Source organism: Inhella crocodyli (genome assembly GCF_004004565.1).
In the GTDB taxonomy this organism is placed as follows: domain Bacteria; phylum Pseudomonadota; class Gammaproteobacteria; order Burkholderiales; family Burkholderiaceae_C; genus Inhella; species Inhella crocodyli.
The window spans coordinates 155662-174371 of the sequence record NZ_SACM01000006.1; the positions used below are offsets into that span (position 1 = coordinate 155662).

Consider the following 18710-nt stretch of genomic DNA (forward strand, 5'->3'; position numbering starts at 1 on the left):
AGGGAGTGCTGAGCGATGTTCACTTCGCAAGCCCGGCCACCTAAGCGAGCGCGGGAGGAAGGGGAGAAGCCGTTTTGGATCTCGTTTTCCGACTTGATGTCGGCATTGATGGTCCTGTTCTTGGTCGCGATGACGGTGGCCCTGCTGGCCGTCACGAAAAAGGTCTCTGACGCTGAACGGGAAGAGCGTGAGCGAACCGAGGCCATTCAAGACCTGATGGGCGAGATAGAGAAGGTCGTCACCGCCAAGGAGTTCGAAGGCATCAGGGTGATCGGCAACACCATTGACTTCGGCCCCAAGGGCAACTTCGAGAGAGAAGGCCAAAACGTGTTGTCAGTTCCTCAGCAGCAGGTTCTGAGAGCGTTCACTCCCGTGCTGCTGGACAAGCTTCGCCAGAGCGAAGCCGGGAAACGGTGGTTCAAGCGTGCAGTGGTGGAAGGCTATGCCAGCCAAACAGGCTCGTACCTGTTCAACCTGAACCTGACGTTGGAGCGCAGCGGTCGTGTGCTGTGCGAGTTGTTGCGAGCTGCCCCTAACCCGACTGAGACCCTGTCGCTCGAGGATCGCAAGTTGATCGCGACCAAGTTCTTCGTTGGAGGCGCTTCGTTTAACTCGCTGCGTGCTGACGACAGCAGCCGTCGTATTGAGTTCAAACTGGAGTTCAAGTCGCGCCAGGAACGCGAGCTTGAGGCCGCCAACCCAACGGTCAATGTGGACGAGGCCACCTTGGTCCGAGCCCTGGACGTCAACGAGCCATGCCTGGTCCAGAATCGATTGGGTCGCTGAGCCGACTATTGGCCGCCGCCATGGAACCGCAACGCGTGTTCCATGCGCCAGTGTGGGGCGACCCCAAAGCAATGAGCTTGGCTTTGAAGGAGGTACGCAAGGCCTTTGGGTCGGAGGACACCGTTAGGCCAAACTATGACGTGCTGCAGCGCGCACTGAAGGGCTTTGCCCAGACTCAGACCGTTGCCAATTTCAATGAGTTGAAGTACGTCTGCTACGGGGTTTCGGTGCCAATTGCTGATGCAGGGTGGAGGCTGATCGACAGCCCGCCCCTCTTTCAGCGGGTATTGAATCTGGTAGACGCTCGGCAGTCCCAGGCTAAGCAGTATCGGCGCTGCTACCAGGGTCTTTTGAATGCCTACTTGTGCTTTGACAAGCTGGCTCCGTCTGTACCTCAATCGTCAAGCAATTGGTCCAAGCTGGGGAGCTTTCTTGACGAACGCTTGCTAGACATCCGAAAGGCTAGCCGCACGCGTGGGGAGCCGCCCAATTGGCTGGAACTGCTATTCAAGAACCGCAATCTGCTGGGCGCTGATCCGTGCAAGCCCTATGCGCGTTCACTTATGGCGGGTGATCAAGGGCCGCTGCGTTCGGTGTGCGAAGGTTTAGGCATCCCCGACAGCTCTTGGGTCTGGAACGAAGCATTGTTGGCCTACATCGCGCTTCTATGCGACAGCAGCGACCGAGCGTTCCGGGACGGTCTTGACGGAGCATTGAGCTTGGTAAACGGACGGACGCAACTGCGGATGCCTGAGACCATTGCGCGCCAAGCGACCGCCATGACAACGGTGCGCTATTCGCGGTGCGCCGATAGGCCCGAGCACATTGAGCTCAGGGATACCGCTGTACAGCGCGTTGGTAGCCCCTGGCTGGCTCGCGCTGCATGGGACGCCCACGTTGGCAATGAGCCAGCCCGCCAGATGGTGGAGGGATGGCTAAAGCGGAGATTGATCAAGGACTTCTTTGAGCTACTTGCTCAGGATGGTGGTGCCGATGTTCGGCGCTTGAACTACTGGCTCAAGTGGGAGCCGAAGATCACAGACATGTGGTTTGTGCTCGGAGCAGACGCACGCCGCAATCCGACCGCGCCGTTCAAAGCATTGAGAGAGCGCATGGAGGGGCGGCGGAGGGTTCTTGACGAGCCCGATGGGACCAACAACGCATTTGTGATGCGCATTGGTCCCTTGGTAGTGATCGAGTTCGGTCAAACTGGAAACGCTTGCTACGTATTTGCGGCCAGTGACTTCAACACCGATCTGGAGGCTGAAGTCTTCACGCTCAATGGCAGGAACCCGCTAAAGCAAAAAATCAACGCAAGCCGTTTAAGTCACCAAGGAAGTTGGGAATCGAAGTTCGATTTCGATCTTGCTCGGCTGCTACAGCGAACCCCACCGACGAAAGGGGACTTGTACAAGGCACGCGCTCCGGAGGTGGCGCCATACCGCGCGACGAGTGGCCTTCGAGAACCGATGGTTGTTAGGCCGCAAGTGACCCAGCCACCTGTTGGGATGAACCGATCTTCCGCCTTGGCGCCAAACATCGTGTTCCAGATCAAGTCCTACTGTGTGCCTCTAGGGATCAGGTTCGAGGACAAGCGCGATCGCTCCGGTGGATCGTTTTGGGTGTACATCACAAACCGCGACCTGCACAGAACATTTGTTCGAGCCTTGGAGGTACATGGATTCGTGTTTGCCGAGGGCAAAGGATTCTGGTTCAAGGACAAGAACTAAACATGTTTGACAGACTTTTTGGTCGAGGCAGTTCCGCCACAACGCATGCACGCAGCGCGTCACCCGTAGTGACGGAAGAGGGGCTCGTTTATCCCGCCCCCAACGGCGACGCAGCTGCGTGGCTGAGCAGTCCTTTCCAGTTCGAACACGCGGCCGATTTGGGCGCGCGGCTCGGACAGGTCTTCGTCGAAGGGTTTGGCACTCGGCGCCAAGGAGACTTTCTGCTTGGCTGGGGGGACGTGTACCAACTGTTGGCCCACCCCGAACTTGCCAGTTATCAAGAGGCCCTTTCGATACCGCCGCAGACAACAGCTCGTCCACGGCTTTTGAGCCGCGGCGCGTTGATGGATTCGGACTTCTCAGTGCTACTCGATAGCTGGGTCGACGACCAAGGACGTCCTCTTCAACCTGCGCCTCGCTTGCTCGGTCGCGTGCTGACCGTAGGCAACGAGCGAAGCTTGGTACCCGCTGAAGTTGACGAATTGCTGAGCGAGATTGCTTCGTTCCACGCCTGCCCGCCCGCAGCGAGAAGTTTGGCGTTCAAGGAGCAGGTCTTTGGTCGCTTGCGTCGATTGGCAAAGGCGACGGGCTGTCCTGTCTCCGACTATGTCGAACGCACCGTCGTGCTGACGCCCGAGAAGTTGCAGCTGAGCTTAGATGGGCGCGGCGATGCTGACGGCAAATTGGTGGAGGTCACCCCGGGTTTTGAGGATGCGCCTACTGAATGGCTGTCGGTGTTTGATCGCATGCCACTTCAAGACAGCTACGACGTACCTGATGGCGCGTCGCTAGTTCGTGTGGTGCTCACGCCAGAGGTTAAGTCGGTCCTGGCTGAGGTTAAGGCGATGCCGGGGCGGCGAGTGGCGGGCCACCGAGCACAGGCATTCGTTCGAAATCCCTTTGCGGTGCTTGGTGATGCGGCCAAGAGTGTGATCGATGCCGAGCAGTTCGAGGAGGCGCTAGAAAACGCCGGCATTCACTTCACCCGATTCACGCCGCGCGTTGAGCGTGGCGCACAGGGTGAGGTTGTGCGAGTGGCCTTGATCGTCGAGACCTTGGCACCGTTGGGTGTTCAGTCTGAACCCGTGTGGCTAGAAGAGCCGAGGCATCTCGATACCTTTGTCTCAAAGCTAGACGAGGCCTTGACCTATGGCGCGCAGTGCTTCCGCTGGAAGCAACATGAGTTGGAGGTAGTGGGCGAGTCCATCGAGCATTTGGGTCTGATGAGCGCATGGCTGCGAGAGTGGCTACAGCCAACTTTGTGGACGGCCGATGAGGTGCTTGACATCTCCCGCTACGCCGAACGCATCGAGGGATTTGGCGAAGAGACGCCCTACGTCACACCGGTCATTGCTCGAACAGACTCGGGAAACAACTGGTTCGAGGGCAACGTCACTGTAGGACTCAAGCTAAAGCCTGCGGGCGGTGACGAGCCTGCATTGGTGCCCTATCGCTTTGACGAGGTTCCGTCTCTGGAAGAGGCAGTGGGTCAGGCTGAACGTCAGGGCCAAGACACCGTGCGCCTACCCGGGCTGCAAAGGCCCGTGCCCTTACAGGACGCAAAGCGTGCTGTAGCCGCCTTGGCGAAGGCGGTCATTGAAGTTCGAAAGCAAGAGTTCGAGCCGACCGAGGCGGGAGGTGTCAGTCGTCCGAAGAAGCGACTGGTGGTCAAGCGCAACCTCGACGAAGTTGATTACAACGAGGAACGCGCCGACTCTTTGCGTTGTCTGTCCGAGCAAGAGCCGTGGTTGCCAAGCACCCTTCGACCGGAGATCCAGCTCAAACCGCACCAACTGGAGGGCGTGGCGTGGCTGCAGCACTTGTGGGAGGCATCGCCAGACCGTTGCCGTGGAGCGCTGTTGGCCGACGACATGGGCTTGGGCAAGACCTTGCAGCTCTTGACTTTCATAGCTGCGTGCTTTGAGAAGAATCCGACGCTTGCGCCTGCCCTTGTAGTGGCGCCGGTAGCTCTGCTAGAGAACTGGAGGCAGGAGCTTGAGCGATTCTTTTTGCCCGGCACCTTGCCCCTGCTGATGCTGTACGGCGACTCGCTCAAAGCACTTAGAGCTGGCAAGCATGATGTGGATGCGGAGCTACGACACCAAGGCGTGACCCGCTTGTTGAAAAAGAACTGGGTGGGTGATGCAAAGCTGGTTCTGACCACCTACGAAACGATGCGCGACCTGGAGTTCGCATTGGCAGCTCAGCCTTGGTCAGTGATGGTTTGCGACGAGGCCCAGAAGATCAAGACACCAGGCGCGATGGTTACGCGTTCGGCCAAGAAGCAGCAGGTCCGATTCCGCATTGCTTGTACAGGCACACCGGTCGAGAACACCCTGGCGGATCTCTGGTGCTTGTTCGACTTCATCCAGGCCGGGATGCTGGGAGCGCTGAATCACTTTTCGCGCACTTACCGCCAACCAATCGAAGCGAAGACGCCTGAACAGCGGGCGAAGGTGGCAGAGCTGCGCGCCTTGATAGAGCCGCAGATCAAGCATCGAAAAAAGATTGACGTTGCGAAGGACCTACCAACTCCCGTTGAGGAGGCTGCCTGCAAAGCTTTGCCAATGTCGGTCTACCAGCGGCGTTTGTATGACGGGGCCATGCGCGTGCTTCAAGAGCAACGAGCCACCAATCCCACGGCGCAGCTTCAGGCACTTATGGCAATCCGCAAGATCTGCTCTGACCCGCACGGACATGCCGAGAGCGACGTTCGAGCGATTTCCGTACAACGCCTGGTGAATGAGTCACCCAAGTTGGGCTGGTTGGTCGACCTGCTGAAGGGGCTGGCTGCCCGGCCAGCTGATGACCACAAGGTCATAGTCTTTTGCGAATTCCGCGAGTTGCAACTCGTGCTTCAGAGGGTCATCGCGGCGTTCTTTGGATTCGCACCGAGCATCGTTAACGGTGACACGACTGCTGATCCCAGGGCGTCCGAAGGGCGTCAGCAGCTGATAGATCAGTTTCAGCGGAAGCAGGGCTTCAACGTCATCATCCTGTCCCCTCTTGCTGTTGGATTCGGCGTCAATATCCAAGCCGCAAACCATGTCGTTCACTTCACTCGAACGTGGAACCCGGCGAAAGAGGATCAAGCGACCGCTCGGGCGTACCGAATTGGACAGACTAGAACGGTGTCGGTTTACTACCCAGGAGTCGTCGCCGATGGCATCAAGAGCTTTGATCAAACACTTGATGAACTGCTTGGCCGAAAGCGCGCCCTTGCGGCGGACATGCTCAACGGCTGCAGCGACTTGAGGGTTGGTGACTTCGCCGAACTCATGTGATTCGCTTCAGCAGTACGGCTCATGACAGCCATCCCTCCTTTGGCTGCTCCAGAGCGACTGCCTTCAGGGCCCGTACTCAGAAGCACTGTTTTGCATGCCTCTTAAACAGATTTGGATTCCTGCATCTATGCATGCTGGTCTTCCGATGAGCGGCTAAGCCGATGCTCCTATCTCCGCCATCTTTGCCGCCACAGTTGGCTGGAAGCAGGAGTGCTTGGTTGAGTGGCGGTTCGAGTCCCAGGCTCCCCCCCGCGCCTGGCGCCTTGAGTACTTCGTCGTGCTGGGCTTGCCAATTTTGAACATTCCAGGATCTATCCATGCGGCATAAGTTGCGCCGTTTCGCATGAGGCCACCTATGGACAAACAGCTTCTCGACTTCTTCTCAGACCCGACCCTGGTGGACCTGCTGGAGCAAGTAAAGAGCAGCAATGACATCCTCACCCTCCTGACGCCGCGCGAGAACCAGCATTCGGACCTGTTGGCGTGGTGCCTGAACGCCCGAGAAGGACACGGTCAAGGAGACGGACTACTGAAGGACTTCTTGCTCGCGGTCTTCAAGCAGTCAACTCAAGTTGAGCCTGGTGACAAGCTCTACGGTCGAGGTCTGACCCGTGACTTTGTGCGTGCATGGAAGCCGGCGCGGATCGTCACCAGCAGCTTTGCTGGAGCCATTTGTCTTCGCGAATACAGCCTGCCTAAGTCAGGCGATGGCGTTGGCGGTCGCCTGGATCTTTTGGTCGTCGACCCCGACAACCGCATACTCGTTGTTATCGAGAACAAGGCCGGTGCGAGGTTTCGGCCCGGGCAGCTAGAGGGCTATTTGGAGGCTGTGCAGAAGAGTCTTTTAAGCCGAGCTGCATTTAAAGACTTCCACGTTGCATTCGTGGCCATGGATCGCAACTGGGACACATCTGAGGAGGATGAAGGCGATAGCAATGGCGACGACCTAGACGGTCGCTGGGCGAAGCTGGATTACAGCTGGCTGAGGGCTGGCGCTCAGCGTGCTGAGGTCGCTGTCAGGAGGGGGAACCAGGCTGCAGCTTTGCTGCTCTCGTATTGCCGGGCTCAAACGGGATTTGAGTCGGAAGAAGAGAGTCAGATTTCGCGCAAGGCACAAGACCTGGCGGTTCGCTACCCAGGGGTCGTGAACGAGATTAAGCGCGTCGCTCGTGAGTTGAATCGGCCTGAGGTCTGGACGCCCGGCTTGCTCTCGCCAGAGAACACAGATGGACAGCTGCTTCGCCTCTATCTGCAGCATGAGGAGGCTTTGAACCGACTCATCGAGCTGCCGCCCTTGCACTTGCTGCATGCCAAGCTGGCCGAGCAGTTTCCCGCCCTTGAGAGGAAAGGTGAGTACGAGCTGGGCCGTGTCAAGTCGGCCTATTGCTTGCCGCTTGAGTTCGACATTCCGCTGGCCGACGACTTCTGGCCTCTCTTCGTGCGGGTACGACACCTCAATGTTGACGCAACAGTTGGCGCCAAGTTCCGTGTTCGATACGAGTGGCATCCAAGCCGGGTTCCCGACATCAGAAAAGCTGAGATCTGCGCACTTGTTGCCAAAGCTTTCCCAGCGGCCGCTAATTCCGAGGGGCGAGGCCGAGTCCTCGTACTCATGGATGAGATGGTGGAGGGAGTAGACGCCGCCGTTCGTTGCCTCAAAGGTCTACTTGAGCGCACGGAAGCGGGCTTTCGCAGCTGACTCCACTTAGTGGGCTTCACTGGTTATGCCAGCGAGCTTGGTCGCGTCAAAGTTGTGCCACCTGCCTTGGTTGATGCGGCGCTGCACGTGTTTTTTGAACTGCTCCGGGCTTAGCTGACGTGTTCGCTTGTGACGGCCTGAGTTGCATCGAAGGCATGCCGCGGCGATGTTGGCTCGGATGTCCTTGCCCCCATCCTTCCGAGCTACGAGGTGCTCCGCTGTGCATTGCAGTTGCCTGACAACGGCCTGAGGCAGTTCAAGACTGCCAAGTTCTAGAGGCGACTTTTCCCACATGGGGAGTAGGCAATAGCAGCAGCGGTAGTGCTGACGGTGAAAGGCGGCTTGACGATGCTTTTGAGTGCGATTTGGCATGAGGAAATCCTTTGACGGAGATCCCCGCGCTGCTTAACGCTAGACATCGGGCGTCGGAGCGAAGCTCATCGACTGTGCCGCGGCGAAACCGACGGCGGTCTCAGCTTCCCAGCTGAGCGCCACTGAACTTTGGCACGTAGCGGAGTAGGCATCAAGGGTGTGATGCCCAAATCACACAAACATCGAAATCAGGGCGCCCGTCGTAGCCCGTCGTAGCACGCCGTAGCACGGCATAGCACGGCATAGCACGGCATAGCACGGCATAGCACGGCATAGCACGGCATAGCACGGCATAGCACGGCATAGCCTGCTCCGGCATAACCCGGCTTAACCCGGCGCAACCTGCCCCGGGTTGACCCACTCAGTCGCGTCGATGTTTACGCCGCAATGCGTCCTTGACGGCATTCAGACCGGCATCGCAATCGAACACTGCGACTCGCGAGATTGGACTGAACTGCAAGGTCTCAATGGCTTCAACGATTGGGCTTCCGGGTTCAAATCGAGCTTCGTCAGCGGTGTATTGCTTCGAGGACATCGTCTTGCCGCGAGAGTGCCCCATGATTTGGTTCACGGCGCGAGTCTCCCCCAAGCTCCAAACCAAACGGTTGCTCACTGTGTGCCTAAAGCTGTGGAAGACCTTCCTGCCGTTTCGGGCAAGGCCTTTTGACTTCAAGAACCGCGTGAACCACTTCGTAGCGTCCTTGCCGTAGCCCTTCACTGGGTCCCAGCGCAGCTCTGGAAACAAGCGGTCGTGGCCAGCTTGCAGCAGGGATGCTCGCCACTCAAGGAGGCCGAGCCGGACCAACTGGCTGTGGACTGGGATCTTGCGCCGTGACTGGGAGTTCTTGATGCGCTTCAGCGCTGCATCTTCCCGAGCGCTGATGCCAGGGCCCGTAAGCTCGCCATCACCACTTGGCTCCTTTTGGTCAGCGACGCCATCTTCAGGGTCATCAGCTTCCGTAATGTCGATGACCCAAGTGCCCCCAGGCATCTGCTTGATGTCCTTGAGGCTCAGCTGTGCAAGCTCATTGATTCGAGCGCCGGTGAACAGCCCGAGAAGTGGAAGCCATGTGTAGTAAGGCATCCACTCTCTGTAAGTGCCTTTGGCCGTCAGTTGCCCCTTGCCGGCAAGGAACCAATCCGCCGAGAAGATCTTGGTGAGGTCTTCATCATCAAAGGGGCTGCGCTTGTCCTCGTTCTTCGCAGCCTTTCTGCTTGCGGTTGCGGCTCGTCCAGCCGCGCCACCGCCGACGAGGCCATGAGCGTGATCGGACGACGTCCAATCCTCGCGTGCTAACCAGCTCAGCCAGCCACCAAGCCATTTCATACGCTTTGCTTGCTCAGCAGCTGAGAGCCTGGGCCAGTTCGTGCCCTGCACGGCAGCGATCGATTCAGTGACCGAGTGGGTTCCCATGCGCAAGCGGATCTTGTTCTCATTTGCTGGCACCTGGGGCAGCAATTCGTCGCGATATCGCCTGACCATGTCGCGAGTTAGGTCGCGACCGCACAGATCTGATCCAACTAGTTCGAGAAAGAGGATGCAGGCGGCTTCAACACGCCGACTTTGGTCATCGGCTCTGGGCCGGGCGTGGTCAGACAGGAAGAGAGGGATGCTCGTCTTCAGAGGGCGCTTGAACAACTCAGGAGTCTGAGCCGACTCTGAAACCCTTCGGGTGTGCTCACGCTGCGCCGGCGTGATCCGCGTTGCGATGCGACCTCGCTCATGATCGACGTCAGTTGCCGCCGCCCAAAGATCTCGCGGGCCGACATCAATGGGCTGGTCTGGTGCAAACACGTTCGACGGGTCGTCTGCGTCGTCGAGCAGAACGATGCAAGCTGGTCGCCCTGCCAGCAATGCTGAGGCTAGCTCTGCGCCATCCGGCACAGACAAAACTGCGCTCATGCGAACGAACGCTGCTTCGCTCGGCATCTTGTGTGGTGGGGGAACAATCAGGCTGTAGGCACCTCGGTCGTCAATCACGTCTCGGTCGAGATTCGACCTTTTGAGCACGTACCCCGAAAGCCCGACGGCCCTGACGAACAGCTGTAGCCGACCCTCGGCTGCGGCAAGTAGCAGCGCTTGAACCCCAAGCCCAGACACTCTGGCCGCGGTCTCAAGATCGAGGTGGCCCTTAGCGCTAAGCAGGGGCGAGCCTACTAGGGCTCGGTCGATATCAAACTCAGGGGAGGAAGCCATTCGCTCCAGATCAAAAAGCTGCTGCCGCCAGCTGGAGAGCAACTGGCCGGCGACAATTTTGGCGAGCGCTAGTTCCTTCGTGCCGGTGCTTCGGATCAGCTCACGCTGCCCTACTTGCTTTCGCAAATGTTCCGGCACCGCCAACCTGGCGACGTAGATACCACTGGGGCGACGCTGAAGTCCATCCATCTGCTAACCCTTTGTATGAGGGCGCTGTAGCAGAGGGTCTAAGTGCAGAAAAAGCCGTTACGGCTAGCGCACTTACGGAGATGTGGAGCGGGTGAAGGGAATCGAACCCTCGTATGAAGCTTGGGAAGCTGCCGTTCTACCATTGAACTACACCCGCAGCGGGGGCGGATTATGCATCCTGCCCCGGGGCCGCTTCAGCGACGGCGGCGCAGGGCGCCGGTGGCCAGCAGGCCGGCCAGCAGCAGGGCGGCGCTGCCGGGTTCCGGCACGGCTTGCACCGGCTCGAAGGCCAAGCCGGCGAAGCCTTCGGTGCCGCCGCCCGTGCTGTCGTAGGCGAACAGGGCCTCGCTGGCGTCGAAGAAGCCCGCCATCAGCGCGACGAAGGGCCGCAGGGTGGCGTCCGCGCCGTCGAGGTCCTGGAAGTCGATGCCCAGCAACTGGCCGGCCGCAAACCAAGCCAGGGCGGGCGCGTCGGCGTCGGCCAAGGTGTAGGTCTGGCCGAAGGCGTCCAAGCGGAAGCTGAGCAGTTCCCGCGCGCCGTCGAAGTCGGCGGCCACGTCGGCCAGGGCGAACTCGCCCGCGAGGGCCTCGCCGGCCCGCGAGCCGGAGTCGACGTTGCCGGTGAAGCGGAAGACGGCGTCGGCGTGGGCCGACAGGCTGGCGCCGGCCAAGGTCAGGGCGGCGAGGAGGGTTTTGATCCGGGACATGGTCTTGCTTTCAAAAGGGAGTCGGTTCACAGCACGAAGTTGCTGGGGTGCAGCACGGCGCAGGGCTGGTTCTTGATGAGCAGCAGCGCGCGTGGCAGGGCAGCGCCCGCCGCGTCGGGGTCGACGCTGATGAGGGCGTCGGTGCCCGAGGCCTTGCAGCTCAGGTAACCCTGGCCGATGGGGTTGCTGCTGGTCACGCCCAGGGCTTGCAGCACGGCGCGCAGCGAGATCAGGTCGGCGCCGGGCTGGAAGTCGGCGATCGTGGCGCCGCCGGTGAAGCTGGCGGTGAACACGAACTGGTCCTTGCCCGCACCGCCCGTGAGCGTGCGGCGGCCTGCGCCGCTGATCAAGATGTCGTCGCCCGGCGTGCCCACCAAGCTGGTGCTGGCGCTGCTGGCCACCAAGGTCTTGTAGACGTTCAGGCCAGCGATGACAGGGTCGTGGTCCGAGGAGCGGTAGGGCGAGATCCGGTAGGGGTCGGCCGGGCAGGGGTTGCCGCTGCACAGCAGGGGCGCCTTGCTTTCCAGGTTGTAGTCGGCGGTGGGGATCTCGTCGGCATTGATGTGCCAGTGCGTGCTCCCCGCCACTTTGGGCGACAGGCTCGCGGTGCTGAGCAGGTGGTCCAAACGGCCCGAGGCGCCGTCGAACACGTAGGAGTAGCCGCCGGGGTGCACGCGCTCGACCTCATCCACCAAGCCATTGCGGGTGAGCAGGTCGATCGGGTCTTCTTTGGCGTAGGCGTTGAAGTCGCCCACCAGCAGCGCGTCGGCCACGCCGGTGGCGGTCTGCACTTCGGCCAAGAAGGCACGCAGGCGCTCCGCCTGCTGCACGCGCTTGGCATTCCAGCAGCCCTGGCCGTCGCCGCTGTCGGTGTTGCCCACGCTGGCCGCCCCCGGGCAGCCGCCTTTGCTCTTGAGGTGGTTGACCACCAGCACGAAGCGCTCGCCGTTGGGCAGGGTGAAGGGCTGCGCCAGGGTGGGGCGGTCGTTGATGGCGTTGGGGTCGCTGATCGACGCGTCGGCCACCATGCGCGATGGCTTGTAGATGACGGCGGTGCGGATCGCGTCGCTGCCCGTGCCCTGCGCCGGAAGGGGCGCCACGGCGTAGGTGCCAGCCCCCACGCGGGCGTTGAGCGCGGCCACGAGGTTGTCGGCGGCCCCGTTGCCGTTGTTCTGGATCTCCATCAGACCGACGGCATCGGCGTTGATGGCGGCCAGCGCTTCGACGATCTTGGCGCGCTGGCGTTGGAACTCGGCCAGGTTGTCGGCGCCGCGGCAGTTCGCCGGCCGCACGCTGCTGCCTTCACGGCAACCGGGCGAGGCGGCGCCGTTGGCGTCCTGTCCGTTGGTGAAGTCGGTGAAGTAGTTCAGCACGTTGAAGCTGGCCACCTTCACGTTGCCGCCCACGTCGCTGGGGGTGGCGGTGCGCGGGTTGCTGACGCCGAACTGCGGCGGCAGGGTCGGATGCAGCTTGTAGCCGCCCGCGCCAGCGCTGCTGTCGGTGGCCAGGCCGTAGTCGATGACCCCGGTCAGGCTGCCCATGACGACGTCGCCCGTGCGGGGCAAGGCGTCGGCGTTGAGGTAGGGCGTGACGCTGGGGTTGGAGGCGCTGCTGCCGTCGTCCAGGATCAAGCGTCGGCGGGCGTTGTCGGCCGCCAGGGCCAGGGCCTGGGCGCTGTTGGGGCGGTAGCGGTTGGTGGGCGTCTCCAGGCGACCGCCCACCGACAAGGTCAGCTGGCCGAAGCGCGACTGGAAGGCGTTTTGGCTGATGGTGAAGGGCCCGGGGATGCTGACCAGCATGCCCTCAAAGCGCTCCAAGTCGCCGCTGGCCAGGGGCAAGGTGACGGGCGTGGGCACGATGCTGCCCACGCCTTCTTGGGTCACGCTCGTCAAGGCGCTGAGCTGGGTGACGGTGCGTGCCAGGGTTTCGGCATTGGCGGCGCTGCCGACGTTGAATTCGGCCACGCGGCCGACCACGCGGACCACGTTGCCCACGGCCACGGCCGGGTAGGCCGTCGTGCCGGTGAAGACGAACAGGGCGTCCGAGGTGGCGGGGTTGCCGTCGCCGACGGCGTCTTGGAAGAAGAAGCCGTTGTTGTTGACCCGGGTCACCACGCCAGCGACGCTGACCAACTCACCCACGCGCAGGCTCTTGGCGCCATCGCCCTGCACGGCCGGGATGGTCGTGAGGGTCGGCACCTCGGGCGGCGGCGGGGGCGGGGGAGGGGGCGGCGGGGGCGGCGCGTTGCCGTCGCAGCTGGGCACCACGGTGCTGCTGTTGCGAGGCGCGGGCGTGCCGGTGCTGAAGTCGGTCGCGTTGGCCTGGGTGTCGGTGCAGCCGGCGTTGGCCCGGAAGGCGGCCAGCACGGTGGACAGGGCCGGCGTGGGGCTGCCTTCGCTGCAGTTGGCGCTGCCGAAGCCGACGAAGTCGAGCACCTCGGCCGAGGGCAGGGGGCAGCTGCCGCTCAAGGCCGTGGTGCCGGCCACGAGGGCCAACTTGCCGGACGAGGCGCTCATGTTGATCGAGGTCGACACCTGGTCGGCCGTGGGCAGCGCCGCGCCGTTGGCGCCGCCGGCCAGTTGCACCAGGAAGAAGCCCCCTGCCGGGATCGTGCCGTTGAGGTTGACGCGGCTGTTCCAGGTCGTGCCCGTGGACGAGGCGTACTGCAGCGACAGGCCGTTGAGGCTGACGGCGGCATTGCCGGTGTTGCGCAGTTCGACGAAGTCGGCGTTCAACAGCGCGCCGGTGTTGCCCCCGGCGCCGTAGACCTGGCTGATCACGACGGCGGCACCGACCGGGGCGGCAGCGCCCATCATCAACAGCGACAGCGCGGCCGCAATGGCCGTTCGGGGGCCCGCGGCCGCGGGCTTGGAGGGATGGCGTGGGTTCATGAGGGCAATGGCAGCAAAAACGGGGCCAGGCCAGCCTGGTGGGCCGGCGCAGCAGGGAAGGAGGGGGTGCGATGCGGGGCGGGCGCGCCGGTCCCCCTCCCGGTGGGCTCCTGACGCCGCCTCGCAGCGGGCCGCAGCGTACGCAAGTCGGGTGACCTTTCCGTGACATTTGTCGCGAACTGGCGGCGCGGGACAACCCGAATGGCGCCGCCGCCGCCAATCCCCTTGCAGGGTGGGCGGGACGCAGACTGGCCAGAATGCGCCCCATGAACGCAGCCCCCTCCCTCGTGTCCTTGGTTTGGCAGCGCCTGTGGCGCGACGCGCGCGCGGGCGACCTGCGCCTGCTCATCGTGGGCGTGGCCCTGGCGGTGGCCGCGGTCACCGCGGTGGCCTTCCTGGGCGATCGCCTGGAGCGCGGGCTGCAGCGCGACGCGGCGGCGCTGATCGGCGGGGACCTCGTGCTGCTGACCGACAAGGCGCCCGCGCCGGCCCTGCAGCAGCGGGTGCAGCAGTCGGGCCTGCGCGCCTCGTGGAGCGTGAACTTCCCCAGCATGGTGCGCGCCGACGACGCGCAAGGGGGCGCCAACCGACTGGCCGCCCTGAAAGCGGTCGATGGGGCCTACCCACTGCGGGGCCAGGTGCGCCTGGCCGATGGCCAGCTCGCCGCGGCGCCGGCGCCGGGCACGGTCTGGGTCGATGCCCCGGTGCTGGACGCCCTGGGCCTGCAGGTGGGTGACCCGCTGTGGCTGGGCGAAGCGCGCTTGCGGATCGCCGCGGTCATCGACAACGAGCCCGACCGCGGGGCCGGCTTCTTGGCCTTTGCGCCGCGGGTGATGCTGGCCCAGGCCGATCTGGCCACCACCCAACTCATCCAGCCGGCCAGCCGCGCCACCTACCGCGTGGCCGTGGCTGCCGGCAGCGGTCAGGGGCCTGCCCTGCGCGCCTTGGCGGCCGAGTGGAAGGCCGACATCGAGGCCGGGCGGCTGCGGGGGGCACGCGTCGAGACCCTGGAGGGGGGCCGGCCCGAGTTGAGCCAGACGCTGGAGCGCGGGCAACGGTTTCTGAGCCTGGTGGCCCTGCTGGCGGCCTTGCTGAGTGCGGTGGCCGTGGCCTTGGCGGCGCGCGACTTTGCACAGCGCCACCTGGACGAGTGCGCGCTGCTGCGCGTGCTGGGCCTGACCCGGGCGCGCGTGGCGGCGGCCTATGCCCTCGAGTTCTTGCTGGTCGGTCTGGGGGCCACCCTGCTGGGCCTGCTGGGCGGTTTGGCGGTTCAGGCCTTGCTGCTGCAGTTGCTGCAGGGCCTGGTGGCGGGCGACTTGCCACCGCCGGGCTGGTTGCCGGTGGGCCTGGGCCTGGGCTTGGGCCTGTGCCTGTTGGTGGCCTTCGGCCTTCCACCGGTGCTGCGCTTGGCCCAGGTGCCGCCGCTGCGCGTGCTGCGGCGCGACCTGGGCGAGTCCTCGCGCGGCGCTTGGGGCGTGGCCCTGCTGGGCCTGGCCGGCTTTGCCGGGCTGCTGATGCTGGTGGCTGGGGACGCCAAATTGGGCGGCATCACCCTGGCCGGCTTCGCGGTGGCCGCCGGGGTGCTGAGCCTGATCGCTTGGGCGGCCTTGCAGGTGCTGCGACGCGGGGTGGGGCGCGGCGCCCCGGTGTGGTTGCGCCTGTCGGTGCAGCAACTCGGCTCGCGGCCCGGGGCGGCCGTGGCCCAGGTGGCGGCCTTGGGCATGGGCCTCTTGGCCTTGGCCATTTTGGTGATGGTGCGCACCGACTTGCTGGACAGCTGGCGCGCGGCCACGCCCGAGCGGGGCCCGGACCGCTTCGTCATCAACCTGCTGCCCGACCAGGGCGAGCCCTTCAAGGCGCAATTGGCGGCCGCTGGGGTGCAGCCCCTGGATTGGCACCCGATGTTCCGCGGCCGCTTGGTGACGATCAACGACGAGGCCGTGGCCGGCAAGAAGTTCGCCACCGAGCGCGCCCAGCGCCTGACCGACCGCGAGTTCAACCTCAGCCATGCCGGCGAGATGCCGGGGCACAACCAAACCGTGGGCGGCGCTTGGCGGGGCGAGGGCCTGAGCGTCGAGCAAGGCCTGGCCCAAGAGCTGGGCCTGAAGCTGGGCGACCGCCTGGGCTTCGACGTGGCCGGCCAGGTGATGACGGCGGAGGTGACGCACCTGCGCAAGGTCGACTGGAGCTCGATGCGGGTCAACTTCTTCGTCATCTTTCAGCAGGCCGAGCTGGCCGTGCCCAGCACTTGGATCGCCACCTACCGCGCGCCGGCCGACCGCGGCCTGGACCGGCGTTTGAGCGCGGCCTTCCCCAACCTGACCTTGGTGGACGTGTCGGCGCAGATCGCCCAAGTGCAAAAGGTGCTGGGCCAGGTGGCCGACGCGGTGCAACTGTTGTTCGGCTTCACCCTGGCCGCTGGCGTGGTGGTGCTGGTGAGCAGCGTGAGCGCGAGCCGCGAAGCCCGGCAGCGGGAAACCGCGCTGATGCGGGCCATGGGCGCTCAGCAAGCGTTGCTGGCCCGCATGCAACGGGCGGAGCTCTTGGGTGTGGGGGCGCTGGCCGGCTTCCTGGCCGGGGCCTTGTCCCTGGGCGTGGGCGCCTTGCTGGCGCGGCAGGTCTTCGACTTCGCCTGGCAGCCCCAGCCCTGGGTGCCGCTGGGCAGCGTGCTCGGCGGGGCTTTGTTGGCCTGGGGCGCCGGTTGGTGGAGCCTGCGCGGGGTGCTGCGCCGCCCCGTGGTGCAAACGCTGCGGCAGGCCAGCGCGGAGTGAGCCGCGCCGGCACGCCCTTCGTCGCTTAGAAGGTCTCCCAGTCGCCGTCGCCACCGGAAGCGGGGGGCGCGGACACGGGGGCGGCGGCCGGTGCGCTGCGAGCGGCCATGGCGGGCCGGGCGGCCGGGGGCGCTGCTTTGGCGGCGGCCGGGCGTGGGGCGGGCGCCGGGCCTTTGGCGGCGGGTGCACTGCGCAGGGCCGGGGGCTGATGCAGGGTGCCTTGGCCCACTTTGAACACGGCAATGATGTCGGCCAGGCGCTGGGCTTGGTCCTTCAGGCTTTCGGCCGCGGCGGCCGACTGCTCCACGAGCGCGGCGTTTTGCTGCGTGGCCTGGTCGAGCTGGGCCATGGTGCCGTTGACGCTGCCGATGCCTTCGCTTTGTTCGCGCGCGGCGGCCGAGATTTCGCCAATGATGTCGGTCACACGGCGCACGCCGGCCACGATCTCGTCCATGGCGGCGCCGGCCTCTTGCACGAGGCTGGAGCCGGCCTCCACGCGCTCCACGCTGGCGCCGATCAGGCCCTTGATCTCCCGCGCCGCCTCGGCGCTGCGCTGCGCGAGGCTGCGAACCTCCCCCGCCACCACGGCGAATCCGCGCCCTTGCTCGCCGGCGCGGGCGGCTTCCACGGCCGCGTTCAGCGCCAGGATGTTGGTCTGAAAGGCAATGCCGTCGATCACGCCAATGATGTCGCTGATGCGGCGCGAGCTGGTGTTGATGTCCTGCATGGTGCTGACCACCTGGCCCACCACGGCCCCGCCCTTGGCGGCGGCTTCGGCGGCCGATGCGGCCAGTTGGTTGGCGGTGGTGGCCGAGTCGGCGGTCTGCCGCACGGCCGCGGTCAGGTTGTCCATGGCCGAGCTGGCCTGCTGCAGGTTGGAGGCGGTTTGCTCGGTGCGCTGCGACAGGTCCTGCGCGCCCATCGCGATCTCGCTGGAAGCCGTTCCGATGGAGCCGGTCGATGCGTTGACGTCGCGCATGATCCCTTGGAGCTTCTCGGCGAAGGTGTTGAAGGCCTTGGCGATCTGGGCCACTTCGTCCTCGCCTTCCACGGGCAAGCGCCGGGTCAGGTCGCCACCACCGGCCCCCACTTCGTCCATGGCCTCGCGGGTGCGCTGCAGGCCGCCGAGCATGCGATTGACCATGCCGCCCATCAGGGCGCCGGCCAAGGCCACCATCACCACCGTGACCCCGACGGCTTTGAGCAGCAGCGACTTCAGCGGGGCCAAGGCCTCGCCCGCGTCGCTGGCCACGACCAGCATCCAGTCGGTGCCGGCCACCGGCGCGCCGCGCAGCAGCAGCGACTGGGTGCCCGATTGGCCTTCAAGCCATCCACCCCCCGGCGCGCTCAGGGCCTTCAAGCCCGCCGGTGTGAGCACGGCGGCCAAGTCGGAGGCCGGCTTGAGCAGCAGCGCCGGGTTGGGGTGCGCCATCACGCGGCCGTCGGCCGACACCAGCAGCGCGAAGCCCGAGGGCGTGGGCTTGATGCGCTTGAGCGTGGCCACCACCCCGTCCATGTAGACGTCGCTGGCCACCACGGCCTTCGTGCCGCCACCGTCCTTGACGGCCTTGGCGAAGGTGATCACGGGCTTCTTTGTCGAATCGTCGATGTAGGGCTCGGTCAGCACGACCTTGTCGCTGCCCGCGGCCTGCAGGTACCAGGGGCGCTTGGTGGGGTCGTAGCCGTCGGACAGGGGCATGTCCTTGTGCTGCAGCATGCGCTTGTCCTCGTGACCGATGTAGGCCAGGTCCATGGAGCCCGATTGCGCCGCCTGGGCCAGGAAAGGGCGGGGGTCGTCGAGCGCCACCGCGGGCTTGAGGGATTCGACGATGTTCTGCTGCACCTCCACCCACGCGCCAATGGCCTGGGCTTGCCCCTGCGCCACCTCGTCGAGCAAAGCCAGGCTCTGGGCGCGAACGTGACCGCGCGCGTCGAAGTAGCTGGCCGCGGTGGCCACCAACAAAGCGAGCAGCACGACGCCCGTGCCCAGCGCGAACAGGCGTTGCTTGAGACTCTTCATGCGGTTCTCCTGCGTTTCTTGAGAAAGCTTGGCGGTGGCACCAAACAAAACGGCGGCCCAAGGG

The 18710-nt window shown here is 64.2% G+C and carries 10 protein-coding genes and 1 tRNA gene; 5 read left to right on the forward strand and 6 right to left on the reverse strand.

The annotated features are described in order from the left end of the window. The first annotated feature begins 15 nt into the window (after window positions 1-15). The 4 genes from EOD73_RS17140 to EOD73_RS17155 all read left to right on the forward strand — a co-directional run bounded on the left by EOD73_RS17140 (window position 16) and on the right by EOD73_RS17155 (window position 7499). Entirely contained in the window at window positions 16-786 is a 771-nt protein-coding gene (locus EOD73_RS17140) for a flagellar motor protein MotB (protein ID WP_127684268.1), read from the forward strand. A 20-nt stretch (window positions 787-806) separates the two neighbouring features. Further along, the gene (locus tag EOD73_RS17145; protein WP_164846120.1) at window positions 807-2516 is read left to right on the forward strand and encodes an EH signature domain-containing protein; all 1710 of its coding nucleotides are present in this window, start codon (window positions 807-809) and stop codon (window positions 2514-2516) included. A gap of 2 nt (window positions 2517-2518) precedes the next feature. After that, window positions 2519-5800, forward strand: coding sequence for a DEAD/DEAH box helicase (locus EOD73_RS17150; protein WP_127684270.1), 3282 nt, complete (start codon window positions 2519-2521; stop codon window positions 5798-5800). Between the two features lie 355 nt (window positions 5801-6155). Further along, on the forward strand, window positions 6156-7499 hold the full coding sequence (locus EOD73_RS17155) for a PDDEXK-like family protein (RefSeq protein ID WP_164846121.1): 1344 nt from the start codon (window positions 6156-6158) through the stop codon (window positions 7497-7499). A gap of 6 nt (window positions 7500-7505) precedes the next feature. Here the strand turns inward: EOD73_RS17155 and EOD73_RS18020 are convergent, their stop codons facing one another. The 5 genes from EOD73_RS18020 to EOD73_RS17180 form a co-directional block, all read right to left on the reverse strand. Beyond that, a complete protein-coding gene (locus tag EOD73_RS18020; protein ID WP_127684272.1) occupies window positions 7506-7871 on the reverse strand; it encodes an HNH endonuclease in 366 nt (121 codons plus the stop codon). A gap of 361 nt (window positions 7872-8232) precedes the next feature. After that, a complete protein-coding gene (locus EOD73_RS17165) occupies window positions 8233-10257 on the reverse strand; it encodes a site-specific integrase (RefSeq protein WP_127684273.1) in 2025 nt (674 codons plus the stop codon). Between the two features lie 83 nt (window positions 10258-10340). Then, window positions 10341-10414 (reverse strand) — tRNA-Gly (locus EOD73_RS17170). A gap of 37 nt (window positions 10415-10451) precedes the next feature. After that, entirely contained in the window at window positions 10452-10964 is a 513-nt protein-coding gene (locus tag EOD73_RS17175) for a PEP-CTERM sorting domain-containing protein (RefSeq protein ID WP_127684274.1), read from the reverse strand. A 26-nt stretch (window positions 10965-10990) separates the two neighbouring features. Then, entirely contained in the window at window positions 10991-13855 is a 2865-nt protein-coding gene (locus tag EOD73_RS17180; protein WP_127684275.1) for an ExeM/NucH family extracellular endonuclease, read from the reverse strand. 266 nt (window positions 13856-14121) lie between these two features. On the opposite strand from EOD73_RS17180, the gene EOD73_RS17185 reads away from it, so the two are divergent. Next, window positions 14122-16626 (forward strand): ABC transporter permease, encoded by a 2505-nt coding sequence (locus EOD73_RS17185; RefSeq protein ID WP_127684276.1) that lies wholly within the window; start codon window positions 14122-14124, stop codon window positions 16624-16626. Window positions 16627-16651: 25 nt separating this feature from the next. On the opposite strand, the gene EOD73_RS17190 is transcribed toward EOD73_RS17185, so the two are convergent. After that, a complete protein-coding gene (locus tag EOD73_RS17190; protein ID WP_127684277.1) occupies window positions 16652-18646 on the reverse strand; it encodes a methyl-accepting chemotaxis protein in 1995 nt (664 codons plus the stop codon). Between the last annotated feature and the right edge of the window lie 64 nt (window positions 18647-18710).